Source organism: Streptomyces sp. NBC_00078 (assembly GCF_026343335.1).
In the GTDB taxonomy this organism is placed as follows: Bacteria; Actinomycetota; Actinomycetes; order Streptomycetales; family Streptomycetaceae; genus Streptomyces.
Map to the genome: position 1 here is coordinate 2,537,768 of NZ_JAPELX010000001.1, position 14,310 is coordinate 2,552,077.

Below are 14,310 nucleotides of genomic sequence, written 5' to 3' on the forward strand. Positions count from 1 at the left end.
GCGCAGGTCAGCCGGTTCGTCCGGGCCGGCGGTCAAGGGTCAGGAAGACCAGGAATCCGGCGGCGAAGAGCAGCGCACCGGCGATCAGGAAGGGCACCGGGGCGTACTCGTCGGTGCAGGTCTCCCCTCCGGCCGTCGCCCGGCACACGTTCCCAGGGCCGCCCCGGTTGAGGTAGGCGAGGTAGAAGAGCGGCAGAGACAGGCCGGTGACGGCCCCGGCGACGGCGTTGCGGTGCCCCTTGCGCAGCAGGAACACGGCGGCCAGGGCTCCCAGGACGATCAGGACCGGGCCCACGGACAGCAGCGCGGCCAGCCCGAGCGCGACACACCCGCCGACCGCGAGCCAGGCCAGGAACCAGCCCCACTCCGACGCACGGTCGCCCAGGACCGCGAGAGCCTTGCGTTGCACGGCGCCTCCTGCTTCGGCCTTCGGCGCTTTCGGCGGGAGACCGCGGCAATCGTGCGGCACGTCCCGGCGAAGACAATTCAGCATACGGCCGTGCCATGATCACGCCAATCATGGCGGGCCGGCGGGCGGGCACGAGACCCGCCCCCCATCGCGTCGCTCTGACGATTACACTGGCCCTCGTGCCTCAGTCGAACTTCTGGTCCATCTATCAGCACGGCTTCGCACGGGTCGCCGCGTGCACGGGCCACACCGTCATCGCGGACCCCCCTGCCAACGCCGAGGCGGTCCTGCGTCACGCACGCCGATGCGCGCAGGAGGGTGTCGCCGTCGCCGTCTTCCCGGAGATGGGGCTGTGCGGCTACTCGATCGAGGACCTGCTGCTGCAGGACGCGCTGCTCGACGGGGTCGAGGCGGCGCTCCGGGAGGTGGTGGCCGGGTCCGCGGACCTGCTGCCGGTGCTGGTCGTCGGCGCCCCGCTGCGCCATCGCAACCGGATCTACAACTGCGCCGTGATCGTGCACCGCGGCCGCGTCCTCGGCGTCGTGCCCAAGTCGTATCCGCCGAACTACCGGGAGTTCTACGAGCGCCGGCAGATCGGTGACGGTGCCGACGAACGCGGCGGGTCGATCCGGGTCGCGGGCGAGGCCGTGCCGTTCGGCGTGGATCTGCTGTTCGCGGCGGACGACGTCCCGGGACTCGTGCTGCACGCGGAGATCTGCGAGGACATGTGGGTGCCCGTGCCGCCCAGCGCGGAGGCGGCCCTCGCCGGTGCGACCGTCCTGGTCAACCTCTCCGGCAGCCCGATCACGGTCGGGCGCGCCGAGGACCGCAAGCTGCTGTGCCGCTCGGCGTCCTCCCGCTGCCTGGCCGCGTACGTCTACGCGGCGGCCGGCCTCGGCGAGTCGACCACCGACCTGTCCTGGGACGGCCAGGCCATGGTCTACGAGAACGGCTTGCTGCTGGCCGAGACGGAGCGGTTCCCGCTCGGCGACGAGTACGCGGTGGCCGACGTGGACCTCGACCTGCTGCGGCAGGAGCGGCAGCGGATGGGCACCTTCGACGACAACCGCCGTACGCACCGCGCGCGCACCAGCGACTTCCGTACGGTCGCCTTCGAACTCGATCCGCCGCTCACCGACCTGGGTCTGCGCCGTCGCCTGGAGCGCTTCCCGTTCGTGCCGGCCGACGCCGAGCGCCTGGCCCAGGACTGCTACGAGGCGTACAACATCCAGGTGGAGGGCCTTCAGCAGCGGCTCGCGGCGATCGGCGGCCCGAAGGTGGTCATCGGGGTGTCAGGCGGCCTCGACTCCACGCACGCGCTGATCGTCGCCGCCCGCGCGATGGACCGCGCGGGCCGCCCGCGCAGCGACATCCTGGCCTGGACGCTGCCCGGCTTCGCCACCAGCGACCACACCAAGGACAACGCCCACAAGCTGATGGCCGCCCTGGGCGTCACCGCGGCCGAGCTGGACATCACGCCGACCGCACGGCTGATGCTGCAGGAGATGGACCACCCGTTCGCGTCCGGCGAGCCGGTGTACGACGTCACCTTCGAGAACGTGCAGGCAGGGCTCCGCACCGACTACCTGTTCCGGCTGGCCAACCAGCGCGGCGGCATCGTGCTCGGCACCGGTGACCTCTCCGAGCTGGCGCTGGGCTGGTCCACGTACGGCGTGGGCGACCAGATGAGCCACTACAACGTCAACTCGGGTGTGCCGAAGACGCTGATCCAGCATCTGATCCGCTGGGTCATCAGCAGCGGTCAGCACGACGAGGAGACCGGCCAGACGCTCGCTGCGATCCTCGACACCGAGATCAGCCCGGAACTCGTACCGGGCGAGGAGATGCAGTCCACCGAGTCCCGGATCGGGCCGTACGCGCTGCACGACTTCACGCTGTTCCATGTCCTGCGGTACGGCTTCCGGCCGTCGAAGATCGCCTTCCTGGCCTGGCACGCCTGGCACGACGAGAAGACCGGCGCGTGGCCGCCCAACTTCCCGGAGGCCAAGCGGGTGGCGTACGACCTGCCGGAGATCCGGCAGTGGCTGGAGGTCTTCTGCCGCCGCTTCTTCGCGTTCGCGCAGTTCAAGCGGTCGGCCATGCCGAACGGGCCCAAGGTGTCGGCCGGCGGTTCGCTGTCACCGCGCGGCGACTGGCGCGCGCCGTCGGACAGCTCGGCGACCGCATGGCTGCGGGATCTTTCCCGCTTCGACTAGTTCGAACGTTGTCTGTCGGGGCTGGCCGGTCAGTCCCGCGCGGCAGGGTTGGCGGTACGCGGCCCTGGAGGCTGCGCCTCCAGGACCCCCATCGCCCTCATCGGCCCCATCGGCCCGAGGGCCTCGTCCTCGAAGGCCGGTCGGGCCGAAAGACACCGACCCGTGCCTCAGCGGTGCAGCGCCTCCGACTGCTGCGGCACATGGGAGGCGACCACGCGTTCCCGTACGGCCCGCGCCTGCGGGACGGGCCGCCGCCGGTCCACCGCGCACGCGGCCCCCGCGACGCCCAGGCCGAGCACGGCCAGCGCCGCGCCCGCCAGGGACGGCGAGGTCACGCCGAAGCCGGCGGCCAGGGCCACGCCGCCGATCCACGCGCCCCCGGCGTTGGCCAGGTTGAACGCGGCCTGGTTCGCGGAGGACGCCAGGGACGGGGCCGCCGACGCCTTCTCCATGACCATCAGCTGGAGGGGCGAGCCGGTGATGAAGGCCGCCGCGCCGAGCAGGATCACGGCGAGGGCCGCGCTCCACTGGGTGGACATCAGCAGCGGGAACAGGGCCAGTACGGCCGCCAGTGACACCAGCCCGCCGAACAGCGTCCCGCGCAGGGAGTGGTCGGCGAGGCGGCCGCCCGCCAGGTTGCCCGCCGTCGCGCCGACGCCGAACAGCGCCAGCAGCAGCGTCACGCTGGTCTCGGCGTACCCGGCGGCGTCCGTGAGCATCGGCGTGATGTAGCTGTACGCGGCGAACAGGGCGCCGAAGCCGGCGACGGTCGTGCCGAGCGCCAGCCAGACGGGCACGGACCGCAGGGCGGCCAGTTCGCCGCGCAGGCCCCCGGCCGCAGCGGCTTGGGTGGGGGCGTGCGGGATCAGCAGGGAGAGCGCGGCGATCGCCGCCAGGCCGATCGCGCCCACGCCGAGGAAGGTGGCCCGCCAGCCCAGGTGCTGTCCCATGAGCGTGGCGACCGGGACGCCGGCGACGTTGGCGACCGTGAGGCCGAGGAACATCAGCGAGACGGAGCGTGCCTTGCGTTCCGGCGCCACCATGTTCGTGGCGACGACGGCGCCCACGCCGAAGAAGGCGCCGTGCGGCAGACCGCTCAGGAAGCGGGCGGCCAGGAGCGAGTCGTAGCCGGGGGCGAACGCGGACAGCGCGTTGCCGACCACGAACAGGGCCATCAGGCCGATCAGGACCGTACGGCGGGACATCCGCGCGGTGACGGCGGCGAGGAGCGGGGCGCCGATGACGACACCCAGCGCGTACGCGGAGACCAGATGACCCGCGGTGGGGATCGAGACGTTCAGGTCGCTCGCGACGTCGGGCAGCAGGCCCATCATCACGAACTCGGTGGTGCCGATACCGAAAGCGCCGACGGCCAGTGCGAGCAGGGCCAGGGGCATGGAGGGGCCTGTTCCTTCCGGAGTGCAGAGGAGTGTGTGTTCCACGAGTGTATGTTCACTCGCGGAACAAAACCTCTCAGGCCCAGTATTCCGGCCCGCTAGGAGTCGGTGTCGAGGCTCACACGGGCCGCGATCGGCAGATGGTCGCTGCCGGTCGCGGGCAGCGTCCACGAGCTCACCGGCTCGACACCCTGGACCATGATCTGGTCGATCCGCGCCATCGGGAACGACGCCGGCCAGCTGAACCCGAAGCCGCTGCCGGCCGCCCCCTGCGTGGAGCGCATCTGGGAGGTGACGCCGTTCAGGGCGCGGTCGTTCATCGTGCCGTTCAGGTCGCCGAGCAGCACCTTCCGCTTCAGCGGCTCGTCGGCGATGGCCTCGCCCAGGGCGTTGGCACTCTTGTCGCGCTGGCGGGCCGTGAACCCGGCCTCCAGCTTCACACGCACCGACGGGAGGTGGGCGACGTAGACGGCGACCGGCCCCTCGGGCGTGGTGACCGTCGCGCGCATGGCGCGTGTCCAGCCCAGCTTGATGTCGACGGCCCTGACGCCGGTCATCGGGTCCTTGCTCCACAGGCCGACGGTGCCCTGCACCGAGTGGTACCTGTACGTCGACGCGAGCGCCTTCTCGTACACCGGAACCGCCGACGCGGTCAGCTCCTCCAGGGCCACCACGTCCGCGCCGGAGGCGGCCACGTCGCGGGCCGTGCCGGACGGGTCGGGGTTGTCGGCGTTGACGTTGTGCGTGGCGACGGTCAGGTCACCGCCGCCGCCGGTCTTGTCGGAGAGCAGACCGCCGAAGAGGTTCAGCCACACGATCGCCGGCAGCACCACCGCGATCAGGGCCGTCGCCGACCTGCGCACCAGGGCGAGCAGGAGCAGCACCGGGACCAGGAAGCCCAGCCAGGGCAGGAAGGTGTCGGTGAGGCTGCCCAGGTTGCCGATGCGGTTCGGGATCCGCGCGTGCAGCAGCATGACCAGGGCGAGGAGCACCGCGGTCGCGGCAACGACGACGCCTCGGCGCCAGATTCTTGGGTCGCCGCGCCATCCGGAGGCCAGGCGGCCCATCAGGCGCCGGAACCGGTCTCCCCGGCGCTCGGGCCCCGAGCCGCCGTTGTCCGTCTCCGTCATGTACGCCTGCTGCGCCATACCGCGTCGCCTCACTGCCTGCCTTGCAACACCGTCCGTCCCCCGCACCACGGGGGTGCCGAACACCCCCCTAGACCCTAGGGGATGATCGGCCCTGGACCTGCCGTCACATGACGGCCGTACGGGGACGAGGACGACCGACCCGGCGCCGGGAGTTCCACTTACGGCCGTGGAAAGCGCCGTCTGTGACGAACGGCGCACACTCGGGCCGCGCACTCGGGCTGCGCATTCGGGCTGCGCATTCGGGCTGCGCATTCGGGCTATGGCTTCGGGGAACTGACGGGCCGTAGCCCTTCGAGGAGCGTGTCGACCAGCCGCTCCGAAAGGCCCTCGGGCAGATCGGCGTCGGGCCGCATGACGGTGCGCAGCAGCATCGGGCCGACGACGATGTCGTTCAGCAACTCGATGTCGACGTCCGCCCGGATCTCGCCGTTCGCCTGCCCCCGCCGCAGGACCTCGACCTGGCGCCTGCGGCGCGGTTCGACGACCGAGGCGTGGTACGCCGCCCAGATCTTCGGGCTGCTCTTCATCTGCGCGAAGACGTTGTGCAGCAGCAGCGAGGAGCGGGTCAGCAGGGCGCGCCTGCGCAGCTGTTCCAGCATCGCCACCAGGTCGTCGCGCATCGAGGTGCCGGGCAGCTGCGGATCCGGCGGCTCGGCACCTCGTACGACGTCGACGAAGAGCTCCTCCTTGCCGTTCCAGCGGCGGTAGATGGTGGCCTTGCCGACTCCCGCCGTGCGCGCGATGCGCTCGATGGAGAGTTCGGCCAGCGGCACGCCCTCCTCCAGCAGCTTCATCACGCCCTCGACGATCGCACGCTCGACGGCCTCACTGCGGGGGCGGCCCCTGGCGGGTCCCTCGGGAGCGGCTTGGCTGTCGGCGAGGCTCACTTCACTGCGTCCCTTCGGTGTGCTGAACCCGATTCTCCCTTGCGTACGACACCACCCCGCAGGCCGGACGGCGTTATTCCGCCGCTGTGACCAACTCCTGGGCGTCCGCGCCCTCCTGACGGGCCGGCGGCTTCCCCGGCAGGAACAGCGCCACGACGACCGCGCCGACCACCGCCACGCCCGCGCCCCACAGCGCGGTGAGGTGCATGGCGTGCAGGAACGCGTCGTTGGCCGGAGTGACCAGCGCCCTGCCCTGCGGGCCGAGCTTGGCGGCGACGCCGAGCGTGGCCTCGATGGACTCGCCGGCGGTGTCGCGCAGGGCGGGGGGCAGCGGGCCGAGCTTGCCCTCGATGCCGTTGCGGTAGGCCGTGGACAGCACCGAGCCGAGGACCGCGATGCCGAGCGCGCCGCCGACCTGGCGGAAGGTGTTGCTGAGCGCGGACGCGGAGCCGGCCTTCTCGCGGGGCAGGGCCTGCATGATGACGACGCTGGTCGGCGTCATGATGTGCGCCATGCCGGTGCCCATGAGGAAGAAGATGACCTCCAGGAGCCAGATCGGGGTGTCCGCGTCCAGCGTGGCGAACGCGGCCAGCATCGCCGCGATGATCACCATGCCGCCCGTGGTGGTGGCCCGGTTGCCGAAGCGGTCGACGACCAGCCGGGCGCGCGGCGCGAAGATCAGCTGGGCGGCGGCCAGCGGCAGCATCAGCAGACCGGTCTGCAGCGGCGAGTAGCCGCGCACGCTCTGGGTGTAGAAGACCGAGAAGAAGGTCACGCCCATGAGCGCGAAGAAGACCAGCGCGATGGCGGCCATGGCGGCCGAGAAGACCTTGTTCCTGAAGTACGTGACGTCGAGCGAAGGGTGGTCGCTGCGCTTCTCGAACACGATGAAGGCTGCGAGGACCACGACGCCGGCGGCGATGGTCGACAGCACCTTGACGTCGGTGAAGTCGGCCAGCTCGCCGCCCTTGATGATGCCGTAGACGAGCAGGACGAGGCCGACCACGGACAGGACGACACCGACGGGGTCGACACGGCCGGGCTTCGGGTCGCGGGAGTCGGGGACCAGCCACAGCATCAGCCCCAGGGCGAGGAGCACGATCGGCACGTTGATGAGGAAGACGGAGCCCCACCAGAAGTGGTCGAGGAGCACACCGCCGGTGATGGGCCCTATGGCGATGGCGAGACCGACGCCGCCCGCCCAGATGCCGATGGCCTTGGGCTGCTCGTCGCGCTCGAAGACGTTCATCAGGACCGCGAGGGTGGCCGGCATGACGAAGGCCGCGCCGAGGCCCATCAGGGCGCGGAAGGCGATGAGCTGGGTCGCCGAGCCGGACTCGGCGGCCAGCGCCGACCCGATGCCGAACACGGCGAGACCGCCGAGCAGGACTTTCTTGCGCCCCAGTCGGTCGCCGAGCAGGCCCGCGGTGAACAGCAGGCCCGCGAAGACGAGCGTGTAGGCGTTGATCGCCCACTCCAGCTCGCTCTGCGTGGCTCCCAGGCCGGTCGGGGCCGGCGTCGAGATCGTCTTGATGGCGACGTTCAGGATCGAGTTGTCGAGCACCACGATCAGCAGGCTCAGCATCAGCACACCGAGGATCGCCCAGCGGCGCCGGTACACGGCTTCGGGTACCCGGGTGGCAGGAACGGGTGGAGAGGTCATGGGACCAGACTAGGTAATTCAGATACGAGACCGTGCCGTATCGAAATGTTTTTACCCAGTCCTTACGTGAGAGACGTCCATCCGGCCTCCATCGCTACGTGATGGACGTCCCTCTGGCTCTCTCTGGCACGAAGTGCCACCATGGAGGTGATCCGGGGACGCCGTGAGGGCGCCTCGAGATGACTGAAGGAGCCGTTGCAATGACGCAGCTCTCGGCTGCCCAGACTGTCCAGAACAGGCCCTCCGACGGCAGCAAGGCGCTGTACGGGGGGAAGGGCACACGCCGTATCACCGTTCGCGACATCGCCCTCGCCAAGGAACGCGGCGAGAAGTGGCCCATGCTCACCGCCTACGACGCGATGACCGCGTCCGTCTTCGACGAGGCCGGCATCCCGGTGCTCCTCGTCGGCGACTCGGCGGGCAACTGCCACCTCGGGTACGAGACGACCGTGCCGGTCACCCTCGACGAGATGACCATGCTGTCGGCTGCCGTGGTACGCGGCACCCAGCGCGCCCTGATCGTCGGCGACCTCCCCTTCGGCTCCTACCAGGAGGGCCCGGTGCAGGCGCTGCGCTCGGCGACCCGGCTGGTCAAGGAGGCCGGCGTCGGGGCGGTCAAGCTGGAGGGCGGCGAGCGCTCGCACGAACAGATCCGCCTCCTGGTGGAGTCCGGCATCCCGGTCATGGCCCACATCGGCCTCACCCCGCAGTCCGTCAACGCCATGGGCTACCGCGTGCAGGGGCGCGGCGAGGAGGCGGCCCAGCAGCTGCTGCGGGACGCGAAGGCCGTGCAGGACGCGGGCGCGTTCGCGGTGGTCCTGGAGCTGGTTCCGGCGGAGCTGGCGGCCGAGGTGACGCGGGTGCTGCACATTCCCACGGTCGGGATCGGCGCCGGTCCCGAGACTGACGCACAGGTGCTGGTCTGGACGGACATGCTGGGCCTGACCCCGGGCCGGGTCCCGAAGTTCGTCAAGAAGTACGCGGCCCTGCGCGAGGTCATGGGCGACGCGGTCAAGGAGTTCGCCCAGGACGTGGTCGGCGGGACGTTCCCGTCGGAGGAGAACTCCGTCCACTAGAGCCATCGCGGTACAGAGGCAGCCCGCCGATCTTCCCCCGTCGGCGGGCTGCTGCCTTGTGGCTCCGGCCGTGTCTGGGGCTTCGCCCGCAGACCGCCATCGGCCCGAAAGGCTTCGTCCTCCGACGCCGGACGGGCGCCGAGCCGGCCGATGTCGGCGCCCTGTCCGGGCCTGTAGGTGAGCTGTCGGTCGTTTGTCGGTGGGGCCTGGCACCGTTCTCGGCATGACGCGATTCGACAAGAACTCCAGTGACGGCGGTATCGCCGTGACCGTACGGGGGATGGTCAAGCACTACGGCGAGACCAAGGCGCTGGACGGCGTCGACCTGGACGTGCGCGAGGGCACCGTGATGGGTGTGCTCGGGCCGAACGGGGCCGGTAAGACCACCCTCGTACGGATTCTGTCCACTCTCCTGCAGCCGACCGCCGGGCAGGCGACCGTCGCCGGATACGACGTGCTGCGGCAGCCGCGGCAGCTGCGCCGGGTGATAGGACTCACCGGGCAGTACGCCTCGGTCGACGAGAAGCTGCCCGGCTGGGAGAACCTCTACATGATCGGGCGGCTGCTCGACCTGCCCCGCAAGCAGGCCCGCACGCGGGCCGACGAACTGCTGGAGCGGTTCTCGCTGACGGACGCCGCCAAGCGCCCCGCGAGCACCTACTCCGGCGGTATGCGGCGGCGGCTCGACCTCGCCGCCTCCCTGATCGGGCGGCCCGAGGTGCTGTTCCTCGACGAGCCGACCACCGGACTCGACCCCCGTACCCGCAACGAGGTGTGGGACGAGGTCAAGACGATGGTCGGCGAGGGCGTGACCGTCGTGCTGACCACCCAGTACATGGAGGAGGCCGAGCAGCTCGCCTCCGAGCTGACGGTCGTCGACCACGGCAAGGTCATCGCGGGCGGTGCCATCGACGAGCTGAAGGCCAGGGTCGGCGGACGGACGCTGCGGGTGAAGCCCGCCGATCCGCTGCACCTGCGCCCCCTCGCCGGAGCCCTCGACGAGCTCGGCATCACCGGGCTCGCCACGACCACCGTCGACACCGAGGGCGGCACCGTGCTCGTCCCGGTCCTCAGCGACGAGCAGCTGACCGCCGTGGTCAGCGTGGTCATGGCACGCGGCATCACCATCAGCTCCATCACCACCGAACTGCCCAGCCTGGACGAGGTGTTCCTGTCCCTCACCGGCCACCGCGCCAGTGCCCCGCAGGACGCCGTACCCACCGAGACCCGCGAGGAGGTCGCCGCATGAGCGCCGCAACCGCCACCGCCACCGCTCCGGCCGCCGTCGCCGACGCCCGTATCCCGCTGCGGGGCCAACTGCGTCACACCGGCGCCCTGATCCGCCGCAACCTGCTGTGGATCAAGCAGGACCCCGAGTCGATGTTCGACGCCCTGCTGATGCCGGTCATCTTCACCCTGCTGTTCGTGTTCGTCTTCGGCGGTTCGATCGGGCAGGCCCTGGGCGGCGGTCAGCACGGGTACGTGCAATACGTCATCCCGGGCATGATCGCGATGATGAGCATGTCGCTGTCACAGGGCGTCGGCACAGGGTTCAGCCAGGACTTCAACTCCGGTGTCATGGACCGCTTCCGGTCGCTGCCGATCGGCCGCGGCTCGGTGCTGTTCGCGAAGATCGCGGTCGAGTTGGCGCGGATGCTGTTCGCGACCACCGTGCTGATGATCGTCGCCGTCCTGGTCGGGTTCGACATCAACCACTGGGGCGGTCTGTTCGCGGCCGTCGGCCTGGCCTCCGTGTTCGCCTCCTCGATCATGTGGGTGTTCCTCACCCTGGGCGTGACCCTGAAGAACGCGCAGTCCGTGCAGGCGATGGGCTTCCTGGTCCTCTTCCCGCTGCAGTTCGGCTCGTCGATCTTCGCGCCGACGAACTCGATGCCGGGCTGGCTGCAGGCCTTCACCGACTACAACCCGCTGTCCACGCTCGCGGACGCGGCCCGCGGGCTGATGGTGGGCGGCCCGGTCGCGCACGACCTGTGGGTGACGCTGGGCTGGTCGGTGGCGATCACCGCGGTGGCGGGGCCCTACGCGATCCACAAGTTCCGTACCAAGAGCTGACGTTCACGCCGGTGCGCACGTCACACCAGGGCGGTGGCCTCCTCGGGAGAGAGGCCGCCGCCCTCGGCGTGCGCGGCCTCGTACGCCTGGTCGCCGAGCACGGCCCGCACCTGCCGCTCCGCGCGCTCGTACACCGCGCGTTCCAGGGATGTCGGGACATGGCTCGACGGCAGTGCCGCCCGGGCCGCCCCGATGCAGCGGGCGGCGTCGCGGGCCCGGCTGCCGCCGTCCGAAACGGCCAGGCCGATCGCGGAGAGGGCCAGGTACAGGGGCCGCATATGCGGGGCGATGGCCTCGGACACCGGATCGCCGGCCCGCCGCAGGGCCTGCCTGGCCTTGTCAAGGGAGGCATCGTGATTGCCGTCGACCGCCTCCACCCAGGCCTCCGAGCCGAGTATGAAAGCGTCGAAGACGACGAAGTGGGAACTACTGAACTCCCCACGCAGCAGTCGCAGTTGCTCGCGCGCCTCGGTGAGCCGGTCGGTCATGGCGAGCCGCCCCGCGAGGAACATCCGGGCGGCGGGCATGGCCTCGTTGCCCGGGCCGAACGGCATCTCGATCACCTCGCGCAGGATCCGCTCGCCCTCCTCGGCCTCGCCCGCCTCCATGAGCGCGGCGCCGAGCCGGGCACCCAGCACCGCCATCTGGGCATTGGCACCGAGCCGTTCGGCATACTCGATCGCCGACTCGTAGTCGTCGGCGGCGCGCCGGTACTCGCCGATCCGTTCACGGGCCTCGCCCCGCGCCGAGAGCGCTTCGGCCGCGCCCCACAGGTCGCCGATGCGCTGGTAGATCTCCAGTGACTCGTCGGCGTCGCGGGCCGCGTCGCCCGCCCAGTCGCTGCGGTTGGCCAGGACGTTGGCGCGCATCTGGAGCGTGGCGGCGAGCTCCCACTCCATGCCGGGGGTGGTGCGGCAGGTGTGGACGGAGGCGTCGAGGATGGCGGGCAGCCGCGACACACCGCCGGTCAGCATCACCGCGTAGAACCAGACCATGCCGGGGGTGCGGCAGATCTGCGGGGCGCCGGGTTCGTACACCTCGGTGATCAGGCGCAGCTTCTCCTTCGCCCGCGGGGAGTCCCAGGCCTCCAACTCGGTGTCCATGCAGGCCAGATGGGCGAGATGAAGACCGCGCCGGGCCTCGGCGAGGAGTTCGCCGGTCAGCGGGGGCGGGACGTCGGTGCAGCGCTGCCAGACCGGGGCGGCTCGCCGGACGGGGGCGGTGAAGGGGTCGGGGCCGAGGGCCATGACCTCCACACACCAGTTGCGCGCCTCGATCCGCACGTCGCGAATCTGCCAGTACCAGGCCAGCGACAGGACGAGACAGAGGCCTTCCTGTTCGTCGCGCTCGCTGACGGCATGGCGCAGGGCGGTGCGGAGGTTCTCGTACTCGCGCTCCAGCAGTCCGATGGCGGCGAGTTGGCCGGGGCCGCGGAGCAACGGGTCGGTGGTGCGGGCGAGTTCGCGGTAGTACGTCAGGTGGGCGCGCTCGGCCCCGGCCCGCTGCCCGGCCTCGTCGAGCCGCTCGGCGGCGTACTCGCCGACGGTTTCGAGCAGCCGGTAGCGCATCTCTCCACTGCCCGAGGGAGCGGCCACGACCAGGGACTTGTCGACGAGCGATCCGAGGGCTTCCAGCGCTCCGGACCCGCACACGGCCTCGGCGGCGGCGAGTTCGCAGCCGCCGGCGAACACCGACAGGCGGCGCAGCACGTCCCGTTCGGCCTCGTCGAGCAGCTCCCAGGACCAGTCGACGACCGCGCGCAGGGTCTGCTGGCGGGGCAGGACGGTGCGGCTGCCGGAGGTGAGCAGCCGGAAGCGGTCGTCGAGCCGGTCGGCGATCTGGCGGGGCGTCAGCATACGGAGCCGGGCGGCGGCGAGCTCGATGGCCAGGGGCAGTCCGTCGAGCCGCAGGCAGATTTCGGCGCACGCGTCGGGATCCTCGTCGATGCGGAACCCGGGCCTGGCGGCGGCGCCCCGGTCGGCGAGCAGCCGCAGGGCCACCGGCTCCGGCAGTGGTTCCACCGGCCGCAGCACCTCCCCCGGTACGCCGAGGGGTTCACGGCTCGTGGCGAGCACCGTCAGCTCCGGGCAGCGCTCCAGGAGCTGCTCCACCAGCCGGGCGGCCGCGTCGACGACGTGCTCGCAGTTGTCGAGGACGATCAGCATGCGCCGCCTGCCGCAGTGCTCGGCGAGCCGCTCCAGCGGATCGTCGTTGCGGTCGCTCCCGGCCGCCCGCATGGCTTCCGCTCCGGCGCCGTACAGCACGGTCTCGCGGGCTCCCACCGCGGTGAGCACGGCCTCCGGTACGGCGTCCGGGTCGTCCAGGGGTGCGAGCTCGGCCAGCCACACCCCGTCCCGGGCCGCGTCCCGCACGGTCTCGGCGGTCTCCTGCGACAACCGTGTCTTCCCGGCCCCGCCCGGCCCGAGCAGCGTGACGAGTCGGGCCGACGCGAGATCACCCCGAATGGCATCGATGTCGGCCTCCCGGCCGACGAAGGAGGTCAGCCGGGCGCGGAGGTTACCGGGCAGCGGGGCACCGGGGCCGGCGGGCGGGGCGACGGCCGGCCCACCGGCTGCGGCCCTGGGGCTGCCTCCGGCCAGCAACTCCCCGTGCAGCGCGGCCAGTTCGGGACCGGGATCGGAGCCCAGCCGGTCCGCCAGCAGCCGCCGTACGTCGTCGTACGCGTCCAGCGCCTCCGCCGTGCGGCCCGCGTCGCGCAGGGCGCGCAGGCGCAGCACCTGGAGGGGTTCGTCGAGGGGGTGGGTGTCGCAGAGGGCGGTCAGTTCGGGCAGGGACTGCTCGGCGTGGCCCAGGGCGAGCGCGGCGGTGTGGCGGGCGCGCAGGGCGTCCAGGCGACGGGTGTCCCAACGGGCCGCCTCGGCGGTGCGGTCGGGGAGGTCGGTGAGGGCGGGACCGCGCCACAGGCCGAGGGCGTCGTCGAGGACGACGGCCGCCTTGGCGGGGTCGCCGTCGGCCAGCGCGCGCGTGCCCTCGCCGGTCAGCCGCTCGAAACGGTGCAGGTCCACGTCGTCGGGCCGGGCCGTGAGCCGGTAACCGCCCTCGGCGGAGGCCACGGCGTCCGCGCCGAGCGCCCGGCGCAGCCGGCCGACCAGCGCCTGCAGCGCGCCCGGCGCGTCGGCGGGCGGATCGCCGCCCCACACCTCGTCGACCAGGACGCCGGCGGGGACCGTGCGACCGGCCCGTAGCGCGAGCACGGTCAGCAGAGCACGCAGCCGTGCCCCGCCGACCTGGACGGGGGTGCCGTCGGGGCGGAGAGCCTGAGCGGTGCCGAGGATGCGATAGCGCACGGGATCCATTGTCTCCGGAGAGGTCGGGGCCGGTCACGGGGTTCGGGCCGACGGTGCGTCGGCCTCGGAGGTCTTCGGAAGTCTTGGGAAGTCTTCGGTCGTACGGAAACGGGCTCGGAACCGGGTACGG

At 71.5% G+C, this 14,310-nt stretch carries 10 protein-coding genes; 4 read left to right on the top strand and 6 right to left on the bottom strand.

Annotation, left to right across the window (positions count from 1 at the left end; genetic code table 11):
- Positions 1–7 precede the first annotated feature (7 nt).
- Positions 8–409 (bottom strand): hypothetical protein, encoded by a 402-nt coding sequence (locus OOK07_RS11840; protein WP_266679562.1) that lies wholly within the window; start codon positions 407–409, stop codon positions 8–10.
- A 179-nt stretch (positions 410–588) separates the two neighbouring features.
- On the opposite strand from OOK07_RS11840, the gene OOK07_RS11845 reads away from it, so the two are divergent.
- On the top strand, positions 589–2,625 hold the full coding sequence (locus OOK07_RS11845; RefSeq protein ID WP_266796291.1) for an NAD(+) synthase: 2,037 nt from the start codon (positions 589–591) through the stop codon (positions 2,623–2,625).
- Positions 2,626–2,792: 167 nt separating this feature from the next.
- On the opposite strand, the gene OOK07_RS11850 is transcribed toward OOK07_RS11845, so the two are convergent.
- The 4 genes from OOK07_RS11850 to OOK07_RS11865 all read right to left on the bottom strand — a co-directional run bounded on the left by OOK07_RS11850 (position 2,793) and on the right by OOK07_RS11865 (position 7,723).
- Positions 2,793–4,022, bottom strand: a complete 1,230-nt coding sequence (locus OOK07_RS11850; RefSeq protein WP_266796293.1) for an MFS transporter — start codon at positions 4,020–4,022, stop codon at positions 2,793–2,795.
- 98 nt (positions 4,023–4,120) lie between these two features.
- The gene (locus OOK07_RS11855; protein ID WP_406313304.1) at positions 4,121–5,089 is read right to left on the bottom strand and encodes an endonuclease/exonuclease/phosphatase family protein; all 969 of its coding nucleotides are present in this window, start codon (positions 5,087–5,089) and stop codon (positions 4,121–4,123) included.
- Between the two features lie 341 nt (positions 5,090–5,430).
- Positions 5,431–6,060: a TetR/AcrR family transcriptional regulator gene (locus OOK07_RS11860; RefSeq protein ID WP_266679570.1), complete on the bottom strand. Its 630-nt coding sequence runs from the start codon at positions 6,058–6,060 to the stop codon at positions 5,431–5,433.
- A 73-nt stretch (positions 6,061–6,133) separates the two neighbouring features.
- On the bottom strand, positions 6,134–7,723 hold the full coding sequence (locus OOK07_RS11865) for an MFS transporter (protein WP_266679572.1): 1,590 nt from the start codon (positions 7,721–7,723) through the stop codon (positions 6,134–6,136).
- A 200-nt stretch (positions 7,724–7,923) separates the two neighbouring features.
- On the opposite strand from OOK07_RS11865, the gene panB reads away from it, so the two are divergent.
- From panB to OOK07_RS11880, 3 genes are all read left to right on the top strand, one after another.
- Positions 7,924–8,799, top strand: coding sequence for a 3-methyl-2-oxobutanoate hydroxymethyltransferase (panB, locus tag OOK07_RS11870; RefSeq protein WP_266679574.1), 876 nt, complete (start codon positions 7,924–7,926; stop codon positions 8,797–8,799).
- A gap of 223 nt (positions 8,800–9,022) precedes the next feature.
- Entirely contained in the window at positions 9,023–10,048 is a 1,026-nt protein-coding gene (locus tag OOK07_RS11875; RefSeq protein WP_266679576.1) for an efflux ABC transporter ATPase subunit, DrrA-related, read from the top strand.
- Positions 10,045–10,872, top strand: coding sequence for an ABC transporter permease (locus tag OOK07_RS11880; protein ID WP_266796295.1), 828 nt, complete (start codon positions 10,045–10,047; stop codon positions 10,870–10,872). The genes OOK07_RS11875 and OOK07_RS11880 overlap by 4 nt, the downstream gene beginning before the upstream one ends.
- A 20-nt stretch (positions 10,873–10,892) precedes the next feature.
- Here OOK07_RS11880 and OOK07_RS11885 read toward each other — a convergent pair whose 3' ends face one another.
- Complete coding sequence (locus OOK07_RS11885) at positions 10,893–14,189, bottom strand: AfsR/SARP family transcriptional regulator (protein ID WP_266796296.1); 3,297 nt, start codon at positions 14,187–14,189, stop codon at positions 10,893–10,895.
- Positions 14,190–14,310: the final 121 nt, after the last annotated feature.